13 protein-coding genes are annotated in these 19,694 nt (G+C 38.7%); 7 read left to right on the forward strand and 6 right to left on the reverse strand.

Annotation, left to right across the window (positions count from 1 at the left end):
- Nucleotides 1-248: 248 nt before the first annotated feature.
- Nucleotides 249-668: a secondary thiamine-phosphate synthase enzyme YjbQ gene (locus OHT75_RS01310; RefSeq protein WP_264724735.1), complete on the reverse strand. Its 420-nt coding sequence runs from the start codon at nt 666-668 to the stop codon at nt 249-251.
- Between the two features lie 174 nt (nt 669-842).
- On the opposite strand from OHT75_RS01310, the gene OHT75_RS01315 reads away from it, so the two are divergent.
- Nucleotides 843-1,610 (forward strand): substrate-binding periplasmic protein, encoded by a 768-nt coding sequence (locus tag OHT75_RS01315; protein ID WP_264724576.1) that lies wholly within the window; start codon nt 843-845, stop codon nt 1,608-1,610.
- Between the two features lie 222 nt (nt 1,611-1,832).
- Here OHT75_RS01315 and OHT75_RS01320 read toward each other — a convergent pair whose 3' ends face one another.
- From OHT75_RS01320 to OHT75_RS01330, 3 genes are all read right to left on the reverse strand, one after another.
- Complete coding sequence (locus tag OHT75_RS01320) at nt 1,833-2,237, reverse strand: hypothetical protein (RefSeq protein WP_406681936.1); 405 nt, start codon at nt 2,235-2,237, stop codon at nt 1,833-1,835.
- Nucleotides 2,238-2,467: 230 nt separating this feature from the next.
- A complete protein-coding gene (locus OHT75_RS01325) occupies nt 2,468-3,091 on the reverse strand; it encodes a 2OG-Fe(II) oxygenase (protein ID WP_264724577.1) in 624 nt (207 codons plus the stop codon).
- Between the two features lie 630 nt (nt 3,092-3,721).
- Nucleotides 3,722-5,467 carry a SulP family inorganic anion transporter gene (locus OHT75_RS01330; RefSeq protein ID WP_264724737.1) on the reverse strand — a complete coding sequence of 582 codons (1,746 nt, stop codon included), beginning with the start codon at nt 5,465-5,467 and terminating at the stop codon, nt 3,722-3,724.
- Between the two features lie 469 nt (nt 5,468-5,936).
- On the opposite strand from OHT75_RS01330, the gene OHT75_RS01335 reads away from it, so the two are divergent.
- The 3 genes from OHT75_RS01335 (at nt 5,937) to ilvN (ending at nt 9,681) form a co-directional block, all read left to right on the forward strand.
- Nucleotides 5,937-7,109 (forward strand): multidrug effflux MFS transporter, encoded by a 1,173-nt coding sequence (locus OHT75_RS01335; protein WP_264724738.1) that lies wholly within the window; start codon nt 5,937-5,939, stop codon nt 7,107-7,109.
- Nucleotides 7,110-7,468: 359 nt separating this feature from the next.
- Nucleotides 7,469-9,187, forward strand: a complete 1,719-nt coding sequence (locus OHT75_RS01340; protein WP_264724578.1) for an acetolactate synthase 3 large subunit — start codon at nt 7,469-7,471, stop codon at nt 9,185-9,187.
- Complete coding sequence (gene ilvN / locus OHT75_RS01345) at nt 9,187-9,681, forward strand: acetolactate synthase small subunit (protein WP_264724579.1); 495 nt, start codon at nt 9,187-9,189, stop codon at nt 9,679-9,681. Before OHT75_RS01340 ends, ilvN begins: the two co-directional genes overlap by 1 nt.
- A 172-nt stretch (nt 9,682-9,853) precedes the next feature.
- On the opposite strand, the gene OHT75_RS01350 is transcribed toward ilvN, so the two are convergent.
- Nucleotides 9,854-10,687, reverse strand: coding sequence for a sulfotransferase domain-containing protein (locus OHT75_RS01350; RefSeq protein WP_264724580.1), 834 nt, complete (start codon nt 10,685-10,687; stop codon nt 9,854-9,856).
- A 185-nt stretch (nt 10,688-10,872) separates the two neighbouring features.
- Nucleotides 10,873-12,081, reverse strand: coding sequence for a class I SAM-dependent methyltransferase (locus OHT75_RS01355; protein WP_264724581.1), 1,209 nt, complete (start codon nt 12,079-12,081; stop codon nt 10,873-10,875).
- Nucleotides 12,082-12,498: 417 nt separating this feature from the next.
- Here OHT75_RS01355 and OHT75_RS01360 point away from each other — a divergent pair, with 417 nt between their 5' ends.
- The 3 genes from OHT75_RS01360 to OHT75_RS01370 all read left to right on the forward strand — a co-directional run bounded on the left by OHT75_RS01360 (nt 12,499) and on the right by OHT75_RS01370 (nt 19,670).
- Nucleotides 12,499-14,370, forward strand: a complete 1,872-nt coding sequence (locus OHT75_RS01360; RefSeq protein WP_264724582.1) for a methyl-accepting chemotaxis protein — start codon at nt 12,499-12,501, stop codon at nt 14,368-14,370.
- A gap of 1,156 nt (nt 14,371-15,526) precedes the next feature.
- On the forward strand, nt 15,527-17,080 hold the full coding sequence (locus tag OHT75_RS01365) for a methyl-accepting chemotaxis protein (protein ID WP_264724583.1): 1,554 nt from the start codon (nt 15,527-15,529) through the stop codon (nt 17,078-17,080).
- Between the two features lie 34 nt (nt 17,081-17,114).
- Nucleotides 17,115-19,670 (forward strand): sensor domain-containing protein, encoded by a 2,556-nt coding sequence (locus OHT75_RS01370; protein ID WP_264724584.1) that lies wholly within the window; start codon nt 17,115-17,117, stop codon nt 19,668-19,670.
- Nucleotides 19,671-19,694: the final 24 nt, after the last annotated feature.

Below are 19,694 nucleotides of genomic sequence, written 5' to 3' on the forward strand. Positions count from 1 at the left end.
ATGTCTAAATAGCAAATTTATCACTAATCGTTTCAGTCACACAAGCAAGACTGTCTCAATAGTGGAAATAAAAGCGAACTTACCAGAGAGTATTATACCCATCACAGTAAGGCATAACCTAGATAAAATACATGATAACAAGGCTAGTTTTTCGATAAATCGTTATTATACAATCGTAAAATATGCTGTCATTATCAGGTATTTTTACAAACCAGCTTAAACAGTTATTTATTACAATCAGTATTACATCACTCGCCATTTAGCGTCACAATAATGGTGCGGTCGCTGGCATCATCGCGATGTTCACATAAGTAAATCCCCTGCCAGGTTCCCATGTTAAGGCGCCCATGTGTGATGGGTATGGTTAATTCTGCGCCAATTAATGTCGACTTCAGGTGTGCAGGCATATCATCTGGCCCCTCGTAGGTATGTTGATAATAATCGGCATTTTCAGGCACCATGACATTAAAATGTCGTTCAAAATCTCCCCTTACCGTGGGGTCTGCATTTTCATTCAAAGTTAATGAAGCCGATGTATGCTGAATAAAAAAGTGCGCCAAACCAATTTCAAGGGTTTTCAACTCAGGTAATTGCTGAAGTAACTCTTTGTCAATGAGGTGAAAACCTCGTTTTTTAGCTAATAGCTGAATGCGCTTTTGAAACCACATATTCATATCACCTAAGGTCGTCAGTTCAATAATAATATTATCTAGCAGGTTGTTCTGGCTATCAATATTGGCTATGGGTACAGAATGGTTATCAGTAACCATTTGCAGTATTTATCTAGTAACCTTTATGATACATTTTAAATACATGAATACTAATTAACCGAAAGCGACATTATGAAGCATCTGTTAAGTTTACTTTTTTTTATGTTTATTGCTGTCAATGCTCAGCCTAACAAGCCTATTGTAAAAGTAGCAGGATATCCCTTTTCTCCCTATATCACTCAATCCGTTGATGGCCGCTATACTGGCTTATCTATCGATTTAATCAATGCGCTTAACGGTATTCAATCGCAAGTTCAATTTGAATTCGTGGCAACAAGTATTGCAAACCGCTATAAAGCTTATGAACTAAAACGATATGACATGATGCTGTTTGAAAGCACAGTGTGGGGGTGGCACACTATTGAGCATGAATTTGTGCCGTTAGATATTCACGACGGTGAATTATTTATTTCACTCAAAGATAATGCGATTGATCAAGCTTACTTTAACAATTTTGATGGTAAAGTACTCAGCTTAGTAAGAGGTTACCATTACAAGTTTGCCGATTGGCAAGCAGATCCCCAATATCTAAAAGCGCAATTTAACATTCAATTTGTGAATTCTAATGAAGCATCAATTGTGAGTATATTGCGCGGTAGAGCCGAGATTGCTCCAGTAACCTGGTCGTATTTGCAATTTTATTTATCACAAAATCCTACAATATCGCCACAGATATTGGTGTCAACCAAATGGGACCAACAATATAATCATGGGATTTTATTGAGTCCTAACGCCCCTATTAGCAAGCAACAACTTTCAGAATGGGTCGGCTTACTCAAAAAACAACAAACGTTAAGCCGCTTAGCAGCGCACTATGGACTAGAGAACATCACAGATTAGGGCCTCGCACGCTCATAAAGCAAATAAAGCTTAAATTCATCTCAAATGGAGATATTCAATGCTGTTAATAAGTATTTAGCTATAACCTAATAAAATGCCAGATAATAAGGTGGAGCTGACGATAATCAGTGTTTTATAACGATGGACATCATCGCTATTATTTGTTTATAAGCATAAAAAAACGCACGATATAACGTGCGCTTTTATGCAAAAGAAACCTGATTACATGGTAGCCATTGTCCAATAGTCAATCCGTTTTTGTGGTTCATAAACCACTGTTTTACATAAATCCTTATACTGCCCCATTAAAGCACCCAAGTTTGTTGACCCACCTAACTGAGCTATTTGTTTATTTTTTACTGTCGCAATATCTGTGGTGACTTGCGCGGCTGGGCGATATTTTTCAGCTAATGTTGTCGCATCAACAGCTGACACTTTTAAACGTTCGCCAACGGCTTGCATTTGAGGCGCATTCATCGCGCCAATGGCTTCTGAAGCAATTTGATAATAAGCAGCACACTGAATCAATTCATCAGTAAAGGCTTTTTCTGCGGCGTCTTGGGCATTAACGCCTTGACTTAAACACACTAATGAAGCCGCTAAAATCCACTTTTTATTTATACTCATTCTTCGTCCTATGCAGTGTATGTCGTCAAAATATTGATGATGGTAACTAAGATATGTTGAGTTTTTGGCTGATGTTGTTCACGTTAATCTCTCAAAAGATCAACCGCTTTTAGACCAAATCACATCATTAATAACCAAGTTTACATTACCATAATCGAATTTAGCACTAATGAAAATATAAAAAACGCCACAATGATGTGGCGTTCAAGTGACAGTCTATTCACCGAGTACTAAAAACCATGATTAGCATTACTCACCCTGAACCATCCCGCAATACTGTTGCGGGTTTTTAACGTCGGTAACACTTCATGGGGAAAGCGTTCACTTAAAAATATCGCTAAGGTCCCCATTTGGGGTTGCACCGTTTCTAAAGCAACATCACATTCATCATAAATCACTAACTGGCCACCATCTTCCGATTGCCATAGTGGATTTAAAAAGAATACCGTGGTTAAGATACGATTTTGGCTGCCTTTTAATGCATCAACATGCTTCTTATAATGCGCTCCCGGTTCGTAAACCGCATAATGGCTTTCATAATCAAATAGTCCCATAAATAGACGTCGATTAATGCCATCTTTAAGTTGTTCCATAATGGATAAGTATTCCCTATCTGTATGGTCTTGTTTATCAAGCCAACTAATTTTGTCTGAGCGAATTTCGGTATTAATTTGTTGATCTATTCCACGGCCAATCGCCGCAGCTTTAAAATCGATATCATGCTTAACTTGCATTTTTTCTAGCAAGGCTAAGCTGACATAATCAGGAATGATATCAGATAAAAGGATGTACCCTTTATCGACTAACGCATCTGCGATCACATCCAGCACTGCTTCACTTACTTGCGAAACCATACATGCTACATCCAAAGAGACGACGCTTTTTACTTTACTTTAGGACTCAAAAAGAAGGTTTGAATCTGAATTTCGAGGAGGCGTTGTGTTGCTAAATAAACAGGAGGAACAGGTATTATTCCTCATCCTTTCCAATGAGAATTGCCGCTCATTTCGATAGCGAATATTAGTGTAACAACACCGGAATGACAACAAAATTTAATAACTTAAAATTCAACAACTTAAAAAGATTTAGTTATTTTATAAATAAGTAATATCAATTGAAAGCCTCTGTAGAGTGCCAGTATAAAATAAATCCGCATTTGAAAAATACGACACCATCAATGGCGCAACGATTCGCTTACAACCATGCTCTATCATCAATAAGCAAAGACAGGGATTACATAAGCCAATCCGGGTTTGTGTTAGCACTTATTCTCAGCGAGGAGCAAACAATGTATTACAACAAGACATTCAACAACTTAAATTAAATGTCATACTGTTAACAAGGCTGGTTTACGCATTAATAGCGGCTCTCTTATTGGGCTAAAACCTTGCTCCACCTATTCCTGCTCCAGACTGAAGGGCAAAATACATCTAAGCTGCGCCAAACGCTTTTGAACTGTATTTATTCCTCCAAGCTGAGGTCACTCATATCTGGCTATGGGTTAATACCTGCTGTTTTTGTTCTAATTGCACAGTATCGTGCTCTTCAGTTTGCGCCTGAATAGCATCATCGGCAGCCTGTTTACTTTGATTCATCTTTAATGCTAAATACAAATCAGAACGGATATAAATCCCTGAATCACCCGATTTCATCCCCGTCTGTTCAAACCAAGACAGTAACTGCCTTTTTCGCCCCGCCAGCTCCAATCGAATACCGCGCTTTTTAAAAAGGCTATCGACATCGGCAAGCATCGCCATGACACTTAAATCCAAATGGGTAAAACAGGGTACGGCATCAATAATAATGCAGTTGATATCACCTTTTTGTTTGGCATATTGTTCAAGTAATCGACGTTTAAAATAACCTGAATTAAAGTAAGTTAACGGCGAATTAAAACGATAGATAAATATCCCTGGCACGGGTTTGGCTTTATCACTACTGTCTAGGCTGCGGATAATACCTTTTGAATCGACGCCAAGAACTTGATCCGTTGGCCGCATAACCGTGCGAATAAACTGGAATAAGCCCAGTAAAACCGCCAAGGTAATTCCCGGAATAACGCCAATAAATAGCACCGCAAATAACGTGGTTAACGCCAAATAAAATGCCTGTCTGTCCCTTAATCTAAGTTGCCAAACCGCTTTTAAATCTAATAAATGAACAGAAGCGATCACTAACACAACGCCTAATGCCGCGCTTGGAATAAACTCCAATGGCGCAGTTAAATAAATGGCAATCACCGCAATAATAGCTGCGGCAACAATTGACACTAACTGGGTTTTGCCGCCGTTAGCATCGTTAACTGCAGTACGTGAATCAGCACCACTTACGGCAAAACCCTGTGACAAAGCCGATGCAATATTGGCAAAGCCCAACGCTCTAAACTCTTTATCGGCATCAATGTCATAGCCATTTTTAGCCGCAAAACTTCGAGCGGTTAGCATCATACTCACAAAACTCACAACGGCTAAGTTAAGCGCCGGCATAACAAGCTCACGGATAATGCCCACACTGAACTCAGGTGTTTGAAACAGCGGTAAACCACCCGCTACTGAGCCTATGGTTTTTACATCAAATTGTTCTAAATTAAACACCCACACTAAAATAGCACCAAAGGCAATGGCAAACATGGAGGAAGGCCAGCTAGGTTTAAGGCGTTTCATACCGAAATAGACACCAACGGTTAAAATTGCCATCAATAATGTTGGTATGTGGGTTTTAGCTAAATAAGTGGGTACGCCACCTAATCGCTCAAGTAAATAGCGCTCATCAAAAGTGAAGCCAAATATTTTTGAGAATTGGCCAACAATAATGGTAATAGCAACACCGTTTAACAGCCCCATTAAAATAGGTTTTGATAAAAAGTCAGCTAATACCCCTAATTTAAATCGACTGGCAATTAAACACCAAAAGCCTGTCATCGCTGTCATGGTCATCACTAATTGCCAATGTTTGACGCTGTCACCTGCTGCAAGAGGCGTCACAACAGCGGCGATGACCGCACAGGTTGCAGCATCAGGACCAACAATAAGCTGCTTTGAGGTACCAAATAACGCATACACCAACATAGGAAGCACACATGAGTATAAGCCTACCGCTGCATTAACCCCTGTTAACTGTGCATAGGCAATCGCCACAGGCAACGCCACCGCAGCTACCGATAGGGCCGCTCTCATATCATCGGCCAACCACTTGCGCTCATAATTAACTAGGGTATTTAAACCGGGCATAAACTCATACAAACGTGACAACACAGCACTTTCCTTGTCAACAAAACTAAAAAGATATGATAGGTTTTTATGAGATTAATTACAGCTACTTAAATGTAATATTTTTGCAATATTAACGATCAATGTTTAAATTTTATAACTTGTCATGCTGATGAATCTGCAAGATAAAATCGGCGAAACAATCCATGACAGTCAAAATTGATACTTAAGGATGCCAACACACGTGATTAACATCGTTTCAAACTGACTTTACAGGCTTGATACTTGCTTGCAACGATTAGCGATATTGATACTTTTGATTACAAAATCTCGAATAAACAAACACGATTGCGTGTTAGACTGAACAGCTAAAATGTTTGGCCGTTTCTCGTTTGTCTTCCTGCAACGAAATATCATATTTTTCAGCGTTGAGGTTTTTGTGTCTCGTTCTCAAAATAAAACAGCCCAAAGTGCATTTCCGCACTTAGCCATGTTGATCCCTATGTTAGCAGCCATTGTTGCTATCACCCCTTTAGCGATTGATATGTATTTACCCGCCATGTCGACTCTGGCTAAAGGTTTTGGTACGGATGTCACCATGGTGCAGCAATCGTTAAGTATTTACTTAGCGGGCTATGCATTGGGTATGCTCACGTTTGGGCCAATAGCGGACAAAATAGGTCGTCGGCCATTAGTGATCATTGGCTTAATCGGTTTTAGTGTGGTCAGTTTTTTACTTGCTCTAACGCAAACCATTGAACAATTTCTTGTACTGCGTTTTTTACAGGCATTTATTGGTGCAGCTGCAACGGTTGTGGTACCGGGATACATTAAAGAAATATATGGTGAAAACACCGCTAAAGGCATGTCTTACGTCAGCTTAATTATGATGTTAGCGCCGCTTATCGCCCCCACTATTGGCAGTTTTATTCTCGAGCTTGGCGATTGGCATTTGATTTTTTTCATGCTGAGTTTTTATGCCGCAGCATTACTGATACTTATTCTATTAAAACTAAAAATGCCCAGTGACACAGATAAATTACAGCGCAGTGACAAATCGTTTTTTAGATCTTACTACACGGTGTTTTCTCGCCAAGGCGTAAAACTGCACATTGCCAGTGGGGTATTAACTTCATTTGCATTTTTCTGTTATCTCACCGCTTCACCATTTATTTATATGGAAGTGTTTGGATTAGATAAATCACTGTTTGCCATTTTATTTAGCTCAAACGTGGGCGCGCTTATGCTAGCCAACATCGTTAATTCACGTATTGTCAGTCGTTATGGTTCAAAACGCATGTTACACGCTGGGACGGTATTTGCCAGCCTAGCGGCAATCGGATTGGTGTTAGTTAATGTGTTTGATTTAAGTTATCACTTTACCGTCATCATGCTTATTCCCCTCATGGGGGCATTAGGGATTATGTCGGTGAATGCCGATGCAATTGTGCTGATGAAATTTAAACAAGAAACGGGCACAGCAACCGCGGTAATTGGTACGCTTAGATTTGGTTTTGGCGCCACAGCAGGCCCACTGTTAGCTTTCTTTTATACGGGTACAGCGGTGCCATTTGCCAGTTTAATGTTATTTTCGATTGTCATGGTAGCGTTATGTCAAACATTGCAAAACTATCAGAGTAAGTCACATTCCATCACTGACTAACATCAAGTCGAGTAAGCTTATTGAAAATATTCAAGCCATTACATGAAAGTGATGGCTTTTTTATGCCCCAAAGACCAAAGGTAGGCACTTTATCTGCTTAAATAACGGCAAATGACAATTCAGTAGATTAAATATGAAATATTTTCAAATAGTTTAAAAAAATAAATAAAAGACTTGCAGTAAATATTGATTTACATATGATGATTCTATCGCGTTCTCCTGAGCGGATAATGGCACTAAGACACGACTTAGGCCCTTAACAAGTTTAGATAACCATTTAAACTTATTTTTTAGAACGATTACCGTCGTTGTATGCAAGATACTGTTTACCATAACGGTAACTCAAGAGGATTCATGTCATGGAAAAGCTCTCTGGCGCAAGTATGATTGTGCGCTCCTTAATAGATGAAGGTGTAAGCCACATTTTTGGTTACCCTGGTGGTTCTGTTTTAGATATCTATGATGCCCTCCATAAAATTGCAGGTGTGGAACATATTCTGGTTCGCCATGAGCAAGCCGCTGTCCATATGGCTGATGGCTATGCCCGCGCCACGGGTAAAGTTGGGGTGGTACTCGTTACCTCTGGTCCTGGAGCAACCAATGCGATTACCGGTATTGCAACGGCCTACATGGACTCGATTCCGCTCGTGGTATTATCTGGTCAAGTACCAAGTTCATTAATTGGTAATGATGCATTTCAAGAGTGCGATATGATTGGCATTTCACGCCCTATCGTTAAGCACAGCTTTTTAGTTAAAAATCCTGCTGATATTCCTGAAATAGTCAAAAAGGCTTTTTTTATTGCCTCAACGGGTCGCCCAGGCCCTGTCGTTATCGACTTACCTAAAGACTGTTTAAACCCCGATATCTTGCATGATTATGTTTATCCAGAAACCGTCAAGATGCGCTCATATAACCCTACGACCACAGGACACAAAGGCCAAATCCGTCGCGGTTTACAAGCATTATTAGCTGCAAAAAAACCAGTGCTTTATGTGGGTGGCGGTGCGATTATTTCTGAATGTGACCAACAAATTTTATCGCTTGCAGAGCAACTTAATATTCCGGTGATCTGTACTTTAATGGGCTTAGGTGCATTTCCAGGAACACACAAGCAAAGCTTGGGTATGTTAGGTATGCATGGCACATTTGAAGCAAATAATGCTATGCATAATTGTGATCTTATATTTGGGATCGGGGTGCGTTTTGATGATCGTACCACCAATAATGTTGAAAAATATTGTCCAAATGCAACCATTTTGCATATCGATATTGATCCTGCATCCATTTCAAAAACGGTCAGAGTCGATATCCCTATTGTGGGTTCTGCTGACAATATTTTAGATACCATGCTTGAGTTACTTGCTGAATCTGATGAAAAAAATGATACCGCAGCATTAGATGCCTGGTGGCAAGACATTACCCAGTGGCGCGCACAAAAGTGCCTAGAATTTGATAGAACCACAGACCGAATTAAACCACAGCAGGTCATTGAAACACTTCATAAGTTAACAAATGGCGATGCCTATGTGGCATCTGACGTAGGCCAACATCAAATGTTTGCCGCGCTATATTACCCCTTTGATAAACCCCGTCGTTGGATAAACTCAGGTGGTTTAGGCACTATGGGCTTTGGTTTGCCTGCGGCGATGGGCGTTAAGATGGCATTTCCTGAAGAAACCGTGGTATGTGTCACCGGGGATGGTTCAATTCAAATGAACATTCAAGAACTGTCTACCGCACTGCAATATGATACACCGGTAAAAATCATCAATTTGAATAACCGCTTTTTAGGCATGGTGAAACAGTGGCAAGACATGATTTATTCCGGTCGTCACTCTCACTCTTACATGGATTCGGTGCCTAACTTTGCCAAAATTGCTGAAGCGTATGGCCATGTGGGCATGACTATTAGCGATCCAAAAGAACTAGAGTCAAAATTAGCAGAAGCATTAGCAATGAAAGACCGCTTAGTGTTTGTCGATATTAGCGTTGATGAAACTGAACACGTATACCCAATGCTAATTCGTGGTGGTGCAATGAATGAAATGTGGTTAAGCAAAACGGAGAAAAGCTAATGCGTCGTATTATTTCAGTATTACTTGAAAACCAACCCGGTGCACTTTCTCGCGTTGTTGGCTTGTTTTCACAGCGCGGTTATAACATTGAAAGCTTGACAGTTGCCCCAACAGAGGACAATACACTTTCTCGTTTAAATATCACAGTAATTGCCGATGAAAAGGTGCTAGAGCAAATTGAAAAGCAGCTACACAAGCTCATCGATATCTTAAAAGTGGCAAATATCACCGAGGCTGCGCACATAGAACGAGAACTCGCACTGGTCAAAGTGAAAGCCCAAGGCGAATTACGTGAAGAAATCAAACGCACGGCTGATATTTTCCGCGGCCAAATAGTTGATGTCACAGCAAGCCTTTATACCATTCAAATGGCTGGCCCCAGTGAAAAAATCGATGCTTTTATTGGCGCACTGGCTGAGGTGACTAAAGTGATAGAAGTATCACGCTCAGGTGTGGTTGGTTTATCGCGTGGTGAAAAGTCTATGCGAGCTTAATCAATCATTAATCCCTGTCTCGTCCTTTATTAGGTAAGAAAATTCACCACGAAACATGCAAACAAAAAGAGCCTTAGAAAACTAAAGGCTCTTTTTTAATACCAAAAAATCAAGCCAGTTATTTTATTCGCTAATAACTTCAACTGATGTGATTTACCTGATTAAAACTTGGCTAGGGCAAATACTTAAACTTTTTCATCAGCTCATGATGGCTACTAATCACTCTTTGAACTTGTTCATCAGTTAACGTTTCTTTCCATTGATGTTTACCACCTTTGCGGAAAAAAGCATTCGCATTTTCATGTTTTTCAACAAAACCTGATTTAGCTTCTTGAGATTTTAGCTGTAAAAAAGACGAGTGTTTTATTGCATTTTTCAGTCTTTTTGGGTCTTTCTTCAGCCCCAAAAAAGACTCTACTTTTCTAAAGGCTTTTTTGGGTTCGTCCAAAATATCCTCATATCTCAATATTATTTTTGCATTTGTATCGCTCGTCCAACTTGAGACATGCATTGACCATGACGTGATAATTTGAGGTACATGAAAACTTTCATTTGGTGTGCCGGTCATTTCTTCAGCCAAATAATCAATAGCCTCATCAATACTGTAGCCAAAATAATTAGCCATAGAAATGACAACATCGAGTGGATTTCTAACAATGTAAATGGCACCAGCTGTGACTGACGAGTTATGTAACGGGTAACCATTATATTCGCCAAGATAATTGTGTGTTTTTACGAAAGTCGTACCATGAGCCTGTTGTGCAATATCTGACTGAACCGAAGGGCGGATTTTACAAATTTCCTCCAACGTTAGTTCGGTAGTGCTTGTTTTACCACTAGGAAGATAAGGTTGATATCGATGAGCGGCTGATTCTGCCGTCGAGATACGGTGCATTGTGTTAATATCTACAGCATTATCCTGATCTTGAATGTAATTTTCGATAAAAGCACGTACCCATGTATTACCCGATTTTGGGTATGAGGCAACCCAAACAATATTTCCCATCACTACTCCTTCCATGACTTAAATTTAAACTTTGTAAAACTAACTATAAATATCTTCAATGGCAAGGTTGAAGAAGCCGAACAAGCATTATTCACAACATTAATAATCACCGACAAAAAATGAGAGCAAATCGCGCAAACGCTAAATATTTTTATAATGTCAGAATGATAATCATGGCAGTAAAGCTAACCTAATAAGGTTTCGAGGCATTGCTCTTCAATCCCATAAAAGGCTTTTATAGACGCAATCTGTTGTAAAATTGCGCTATTGTCACGCGGTTGTTTTCGTTTTTGAGCCAGAATCATTTTATTCTTGCTTGTGTGTTCAAGAGAAATAAATTCAAACACTTGGGTATCGTATCCATTTGCTTCCAGTAATAATGCTCGTAAACCATCAGTGACCATTTCAGCTTCTTGCCCCATGTGGATCCCATGTTGTAATAACGGGGCCAAAAGCGGTGGGCTTTTCATTTGTGGGCGAATTTGTTTGTGGCAACATGGTGAACACATAATAATTTCTGCGCCAGTACGGATCCCCATATGCAATGCATAATCGGTGGCGATATCACACGCATGTAAAGCGATCATGATGTTGATCCCCTGAGCTTTAAAATGCTGCACATCGCCTTGTTCAAACTTTATGCCCGTTAATGCTAACTTGTTAGCCGTTTGGTTGCATAAATCCACTAAGCCCTGACGTAGTTCAACGCCAGTCACCTGGGTTTTTACTTGAAGTTTATCGACAAAATAATCATGCACAGCAAAAGTTAAATAAGCCTTGCCCGAACCAAAATCAGCAATATGAACCTCATGACTATTAGCCAAACCAGTTTGGTCTATTGCACGGGATAACACTTCAATAAACTTGTTTATTTGCTTCCACTTACGTGACATAGAGGGAATAATTTCACCATTGGCATCCGTAATGCCTAGCTCACGTAAATATGGGCGATGCTGCTCAACAAAACGTTTTTTGGCCCGATTATGTGATACTGATTCAGTTGCGTTATGGGGGGGCGCATCTTTGATCTTAGGAGTATTTTTATTACGATACTTATTAATGAGCACTTTGCCTTTTTTACTAATACTTAATTGTATTTCCCACTCAAGCGTAATTAAGTGTGCGCTTTGAAAGTCATTTTCAAGCCATTGTTGGCAAAGAATTGTGAGTTCGTCCAACTCAATATTTTTAGTAATATGGTTGGTTTGATATTCATATAGACAAGAAACAAGCCGCGCCCCTTTTAACTCAATAGGACGCAGTGCAATGCGTTTAAGCGCTTTGTTATCACCACGATATTTTGAAAACACTAAACGCTGAAGAGTGTTATCAATCAATGCGTTGCTGCATTCTAGTACGAAGTTGTTAAGTTCTAATGGGATAGCATTTGACATTCAATTCTCGTTTACAATAAATAATTTAAAGCTGCCGACAATAATGCAAAAAACAACTGACGGCTATTGATGTCTTTATTCTACACCATTTGTGTGCAGGATGACCCATAGGGATGTAACCTACCAGCTTACAATTTCCCATCACGATAATAGATCATGCATTTAAGCCGCTGCTTAAAAAATTAACTCCTTATTGAATATCTCTATGGTCCAGCCAATTTTATTAGCAACAAAGGCAGCTTGTTTCTAGTTAGCGCTACAATTGTTATCGATTTGTTTTAACTGCATGTTTTACAAGCAATTTAGTATTAAATCTGACTGATTTATGCCATTATGCCTCGCCGCTCCGTGTGAGGAACAACTCAATGTTCTCATCACTATATGAGCTTTTATCCACTTTCTTATATCTTGGTTATTATGATTTCTAATTCGTTAAAGCAGAAAATTCTCGTTCCTGTAATCATTGCCCTTTCGATGGTGATTACCTTGTTATCTTGGCAGAGCTACTCGAATCAAAAAGACATGTTGCTGCAATCTAATCTTGAACAAGTTCAGCGATTGAGTGCCCAACAAGCTGAACGGATCAGTGAATGGCTAGCAACCCGTGAAGATATTATTAATGGCCTAGGTGACAAACTCGAAAGCCAGCGATTAGATGCATTACAGCAAGCCCAAATATCAGGCCGATTTGAAGGCACCTATTTTGGTACGAATACCGGTGAGATGTTTGAAGATGACCCTTCTGTAGACAATACGGGTTACGATCCACGCGTAAGACCTTGGTACCAAGAAGCGATAAGTCAGCAAAAAATGATCCTGACTAAGCCATATTTAGATACCGCTTATAACATCTTGGTTGTCACGCTAGCTAAACCTATATTAAATGGCGTAGTGGGCGGCGACTTATCAATCGACAGCCTAGTTGAAGGTGTGAATCAGATGACTCTGCCCTCTAATGGTTTTGCTATCATGATGCATAAAGACGGCACCGTGATTGCTTATAAAGATGCCAGTAAAGCCATGGGGCATATTCGCGCCATTGACAATGATCTCGACTTCAACTTATTAAAACAACAACGCCAAGCCGACCAACTGCTCCAAATTCATTTTGATGCAGAAAATCGTGATAAATTAGTTTGGGCTGAAGATATCCCGAATACAGATTGGGAGTTAATTTTAGTCCTAGACAAAGACACTCTTGAAGCACCATTAAGTTCTTTGTTAATGACGCAATTAGCTATTTCAGCGCTGGTATTGTTAATCAGTATGGCAATGATTTCATGGTTAATTAGTCAACTATTGGCACCACTAACACGCGTATCACAAGCATTGGCACGCATTGCTGATGGCAATGGAGATTTAACCCAACGTATTGAAATTGATTCAAAAGATGAAGTCGGCATCCTTGCAAAAAGCTTTAATCGCTTTGTAGGTAACCAACATCTACTGATCACTCAAATCCGTGGATTAGCACAGCAGCTTGATAAAGAAGCCGATGAAAGCCTTACCAATACCCATTTAGCAGAGAAAGAACTGCAATCGCAGCAACAAGAAGTCACTATGGTTGCCACAGCAGTGACTGAAATGGCCTGCGCGACTCAAGAAATTGCCGCTAATGCAGAAAATACCGCCACAGCGGCACAGCAATCGAGCGACAGCAGCCAGCAAGGTCAGCGTTTGGTGAATAACACCCGACAATCAATCCACTTATTGGCAAATGAAGTCACTCAAGCAACCGATGTGATTAGCGAACTGAGCCGCCATGCCAATGCTATTTCAAGTGTGCTGGCTACAATTCAAGGCATTGCCGAGCAGACCAATTTACTGGCACTCAATGCTGCAATTGAAGCAGCTCGCGCTGGCGAGCAAGGCCGTGGATTTGCCGTGGTGGCAGATGAAGTACGAGTACTGTCTCGTCGTACCCAAGATTCAGCACAAGAAATTCATCAAACAATTGACACCTTGCAACAAACCACATCGAATGCTGTGACATTAATGGAAAGTAGCCAAGCATTGGCAGACAACAGTGTTAAAGATGCAATAGAAGCGGCTGTCGCAATTGAGCAAATCACTCAGGCAGTAGCGTTAATTTCAGATATGGCCAGCCAAATTGCAACAGCAGCAGAAGAGCAAACTCAGGTCACGGGTGAAATTACTCAAAATACCGTCGCGATTAAAGATGTTACTGATGGTATAACTCAAGTAGCACAAATCAGTGTTCAAAAAGCACAAGAGTTAAAAGTGCAGGCAAAATCATTAAATGATTTAGTCGCTACCTTTATCCTATAGAGCTTGGTAAACATAGCTTATGAGGCAGGTGCTTGAATAAAGCCCTATTGTCACGATTTAGCTAAATAAATAGTAAACGACACGTTATTGAGGGCTCAGCTCATGTGAAAGCAGGCACATTGTCTGAGTCAATCCTCTTGGAAAGCCTCTGTAACGCAAAAAAGCCGTAGATAATCACGGCTTTTTTCGTATTTAACATGAGGAATGGATAGTATTCTAAAAAAAGGAACACAATAAATTCGCTAAAATTAAATTTTAAATAAATTAGAATCAATAACTAATCGAAAGCCATGTATCAGATAGTGAACATTCATAGTCAATATATGAAATTAAGTATTTATTGGCTAGGTCATCAAAGATGGCGAACTGAGTTACTGATTTTCTTGCCTGTATTGTCCACATCATATGTCAGCAAAATCTGCTTCATTTATAACAATATACACTCATTCTTCTCTTACTGCATCAGGCAAAAAATGAGCGATAGCAATACTACCCATGTATTTGGCTGCAACCTAAAACACATCTAAACCATCAAACTCGATAGCATTATTGATTTCATCACCCTTTGCATCAACCGCTCACTAAAACGATTTAAATTACCCATGTTGCGAATGATTCTGCGGACTGATCCGATAAACATTTTCTGCACCCATCATTAACGAAATCGTATAAAAAATGACTACTTTAGAAAGCAATGATGACTTCGAATTAAAGCAAAATTAATGCGAATTGATCATAAAGATAGACTGCATGCAGATATGGCTGGCTATGATTACGATAGATAATTTTCATTGGCTTAGATGCCATATTTCATAATCCCACACTTAACTTAACTTGATTTAACTGCAGCACATTCAAAACCAGCAATGACTCGCGTTATTTTCATCTTTTTTTTATCTTTTATTAACAATTATTATCTTTTTATTATCAAATGTAACACTCTGCATCACACAAAAACTAAGTGATCACTATCATACATAGTGTGATGAGATTAGATTAAGTTAATTACATTATGATAAGCGTCACTAGGATTAAATTTCTCAGGAAAACGATTTGGCAACAAGAAAACCACCCACATTCGATGATTTATACAAAACGTCTCAAATTTTATATGGATGAATCGGCTATAAACTAACATTACGATTTATAAGGACATATGAGAACAAATACACCCATAACCAAAAACGAAAAGACATTCCCTCCTAACACTAAGCTAATATCCGTTACTGATATCCAGGGAAACATTCTTGACTGTAATGATGCCTTTGTTCACGTTAGCGGATTTGAAAAACACGAACTGGTTGGTCAACCCCATAATATTGTTAGACACCCAGAAATGCCTGGCGCTGCATTTGCGGTAATGTGGGCACATCTCAAAGCAGGTAAGCCTTGGATGGGATTAGTAAAAAACCGTTGTAAAAATGGTGATTTTTATTGGGTTGATGCCTATGTCACCCCAATGACAGACAAAGGGAAAGTGATTGGTTACGAATCAGTTCGTTCATGCCCTAAGCGTCAAGATGTAGCAAGGGCGGAAGTATTATATTCTCAAATAAATAACGGCAAGAGCACATCAAAATCACTTCATATTGCAACCGAATACTTATTACTACTTGCAACACTACTTTGCTCAGGCGGTCTCTTTATTTACAACCAGCAAGCTATTTCTGAAATTGTACTCGTTCTTGGTGTAATCACATTCGCTGCAATGGTATTTTTTAAGAGTAAATCAACTATAAACGCATTGAATGATATGCTTAGAAATAGTTTTTCCCATGAACTTGCTGCTAAAACCTATACCAACTCACATGGTGAATTGGGTTTATTAAAAGTCTCAATTTTAAGTTTAAATGCACATTTAGGTACAATCTTAACCCGCATCGAAAATGCAGCCTTACACGTAAACAAAGGAGCAGAACAAGGATATCAATTAACTGTCAAAAACTGTGACGAAATACAAAGACAGCAGGAAGAGACCTTACAAGTTGCAACTGCGATGAATGAAATGACAACAGCCATCGCAGAAGTATCTCAGCATGTGTCAGATACAGCCAATCATGCAGAAACAGCTCATAGTTTAGCCATTAAAGGCAATAAGGTTGCAGAGGTTACCAGACAATCGATACAAAAACTAAGAGATACGGTCTCAGATATTAGCATATCAGTCAGTGAGGTTTCAGCACAAACAGCTTGTATTGCACAGGCTGCGCAGATAATTGAACAAATAGCTGACCAAACAAACCTACTTGCACTTAATGCAGCGATAGAAGCTGCAAGAGCTGGTGAGCAAGGTCGAGGATTTGCAGTAGTGGCTGATGAAGTTCGCAATTTAGCCAAACGAACCCAAGAATCAACACAAGATATCTACCTAATTGTGAAGGAATTAACCTCTAAAGCAAAGAATGCTGTTGATGCAGCAACACTTGGAACCCATGCCGCTGATGAGGGATTGGGGAAAGTGGTTGAAAGTGGCCAAATGCTCAACGGAATATCTGTGGCGGTTGAACAGATAGCGCAAATGTCGACGCAAATGGCTACAGCAGTAGAAGAACAAGCTCATGTTGCAGAAGATATTAACCGTCAAATTGTCAATATTTCTGATTTAGCAAATGACAGCGCTGCCAGTGCAAATTTAACATCAGACTCAATCACACAACTTAAAAGCACAGCGGATGAATTAGAAGAGCTGGTTGCTCGCTTTAAACAATAAATACTTTAATAGCAGTTAACAGAGTAGAATCATCATGTTTAAATATGAAAAAGTATTTAATGAAGTTTCATTTCGCTATATTGTTGAGTCACAAGAGTGCGAATTACTTAAACAACTTCAAGAACTAAACATCGAAATAAACGCAGATATTTTGTTTTTAGGAGTGAGAAATGGAACAGACGCTTCTACAATTATTGCATTAAATGAACAACAAAGAATTAGCAATTTTTCTTATAACTTACAAGGCTCTCCCTGTGAGCAGGTATTAAATGAAGGTGTTTGCTGCTTTCCGAAAGATACCGCCAAGCTATTTCCTGATGATAAAGCCTTGTTCGAATTAATGGTTGATGGCTATATGGGCTCATCAATAAAAAATGAAAATGATGTTCCTATTGGTATTCTAGTTGCTTTGTTTATTAAACAACAACCTGACTTACCTAAAAAGGTAAAATTATTCGACACCTTTTCCAAGTTTATATGCACTTATATACAGAAGTGCCACCTTAATTATCAAACTAATTCACATTTATCATTATTCAAAGAGGTTGAAATGATTTCCGCAACAGGTGCTTGGGAGTATCATGTTGAAACTAAGAAATTATTTTGGTCCGCAGAAATATATGCCATTTATCAAATTCCAGAAAGTTGTCCGATATCAGTAGACAAAGCAATATCGTTTTATGCTGTTCATGATCAATCAAGAATAACAGAAGTTTTTCAGAACACCTTAATACACGGAATATCATTTAAAGAAGATTTCGAGTTTGTAGACAACAACGGTATAAATAAATGGGTAAGAGTTACAGGAAAACCCGTAATAGATGCTAATGGTCAAGCCACTGGAGCTTATGGTGCTTTTGAAGATGTCACTACAGAAAAAAAACTTTTATTGGATGAGCATGAACGAACGCAAAAATTAGATAACATATTAAATAATATCAATGAAGCGGTATTTACAATTAATAGCGCAGGAATTATCCAGCATGTAAATCAAGCTGGATTAGATATATTCCAATATTCAGCTAACGAGATTTTAGGGCAAACTGTATCAAAATTAATGCCTGAACCTTATGCATCTCAACATCATCATTATATGAATGCATATGAAAAAACAGGTGTAGCTAAGATCATTGGAATTGGTCGCCAGCTTCCTGCAAAGCGCAAAAATGGTGAGATATTTCAAATGGAATTGGCAATTACCAAATCAATTTCATTTGGTGATGTTCAATATATAGGAGTGATTCGAGATATCTCTGAGCGAATCTTAGCTCAAGACACCATCTATAATATTGCCTTTACGGATAGTCTCACACAATTAAAAAACAACCAATGGTTTGAAAAAGAATGTAAAAATTTAATGCATATTGCTTCGATTGAAAATAAATGTATTTATGTATTAATGTTAAACATTGATAAAATGTCACAAATAAATTTACAGTTTGGTTTCGAAAAAGGTGATATCGCCTTAAAAAAAATTGCAGAAAATTTAAATATAGCTATTGGCAGTGACTACAACATTTACAAATACAATGGTGATTCATTTTTAATCTTATATAAAAAGCTTTTTTCAAAAACAGATGATGATAAAAACAATTTCAATTTAATCACAAACATTTTACTCGACCGTCAGCACTACAAATTAAGCATAGATGATAGAGATATTGAAATCACCGCATCGATAGGTGCGGCAACCTTTGAACCGAGTAGGCAATCATATGAAAGTATGATGCATATTCTGGAGCATGCTGTACGCAAAGCTAAAAACCACGCACCATTTGGGCTACATCATATTTTTGAAGAAGGCGTTGATGAGTTTGACCGTTTTGTTCAATTACACAAGATTTTAAAAAATATTACTGATAGCGACGAGTTATCCCTAGCATTTCAACCACAATATACCGATCAAGGTAAGCTAAATTCGTTTGAAGCGCTTATTCGTTGGCACTCTCCACTTTATGGATGGATAAGCCCTGCTGAGTTTATTCCATTAGCAGAAGAAACGGATGCCATCATAAAAATTGGAGACTGGGTATTAGAGAATGTTTGTCTGGCTATTCAAGAGCTAATGCATTTAGGGTTAAAAACAAGTATTTCTGTAAATATTAGCGCCAAACAAATTGTGGAGCTTAATTTTTCAGAAAAATTAATAAACTTAGTAAATGCTATGCAAGTACCAGCAGAAATGTTGGTTCTTGAACTAACTGAAACCGCACTGATCGTTGATATCGCTTTAGTTAAGCATGCAATGAATCAACTAAGTCATCACGGTTTTCGTTTTGCTATTGATGATTTTGGAACAGGTTATTCAAGTTTGGCTTATTTGAAAGAGCTGCCTATTTCTGAATTAAAAATAGATAAATATTTTATCGATGACATTGATGCTAATAATCTAAAAAATCAATACGTTATTGTAAATGCGATAATTGATATGGCCAACGCTTTAGGAGTAAGTAGTGTTGCAGAAGGTGTTGAAACTAAAGAACAGTACGAATACTTAAAGAGAAAAAACTGTAACCTTTATCAAGGGTACTATTTCTCAAAACCGGTCGACATGCCAACCTGGCGAAAGATGATAAGAATTAATGAATAAGAACTCATTAATGGTTTTATTGGC

Source organism: Shewanella subflava (genome assembly GCF_025971955.1).
Classification (GTDB): Bacteria; Pseudomonadota; Gammaproteobacteria; order Enterobacterales; family Shewanellaceae; genus Shewanella; species Shewanella subflava.

Bases quoted from the DNA above. Each gene is read 5' to 3' on its own strand.
- OHT75_RS01310 (WP_264724735.1), bottom strand. From the start codon at position 668: ATGTGGTTTCAAAAGCGCATTCAGCTATTAGCTAAAAAACGAGGTTTT.
- OHT75_RS01315 (WP_264724576.1), top strand. From the start codon at position 843: ATGAAGCATCTGTTAAGTTTACTTTTTTTTATGTTTATTGCTGTCAAT.
- OHT75_RS01320 (WP_406681936.1), bottom strand. From the start codon at position 2,237: ATGAGTATAAATAAAAAGTGGATTTTAGCGGCTTCATTAGTGTGTTTA.
- OHT75_RS01325 (WP_264724577.1), bottom strand. From the start codon at position 3,091: ATGGTTTCGCAAGTAAGTGAAGCAGTGCTGGATGTGATCGCAGATGCG.
- OHT75_RS01330 (WP_264724737.1), bottom strand. From the start codon at position 5,467: ATGCCCGGTTTAAATACCCTAGTTAATTATGAGCGCAAGTGGTTGGCC.
- OHT75_RS01335 (WP_264724738.1), top strand. From the start codon at position 5,937: ATGTTGATCCCTATGTTAGCAGCCATTGTTGCTATCACCCCTTTAGCG.
- OHT75_RS01340 (WP_264724578.1), top strand. From the start codon at position 7,469: ATGGAAAAGCTCTCTGGCGCAAGTATGATTGTGCGCTCCTTAATAGAT.
- ilvN (WP_264724579.1), top strand. From the start codon at position 9,187: ATGCGTCGTATTATTTCAGTATTACTTGAAAACCAACCCGGTGCACTT.
- OHT75_RS01350 (WP_264724580.1), bottom strand. From the start codon at position 10,687: ATGGGAAATATTGTTTGGGTTGCCTCATACCCAAAATCGGGTAATACA.
- OHT75_RS01355 (WP_264724581.1), bottom strand. From the start codon at position 12,081: ATGTCAAATGCTATCCCATTAGAACTTAACAACTTCGTACTAGAATGC.
- OHT75_RS01360 (WP_264724582.1), top strand. From the start codon at position 12,499: ATGATTTCTAATTCGTTAAAGCAGAAAATTCTCGTTCCTGTAATCATT.
- OHT75_RS01365 (WP_264724583.1), top strand. From the start codon at position 15,527: ATGAGAACAAATACACCCATAACCAAAAACGAAAAGACATTCCCTCCT.
- OHT75_RS01370 (WP_264724584.1), top strand. From the start codon at position 17,115: ATGTTTAAATATGAAAAAGTATTTAATGAAGTTTCATTTCGCTATATT.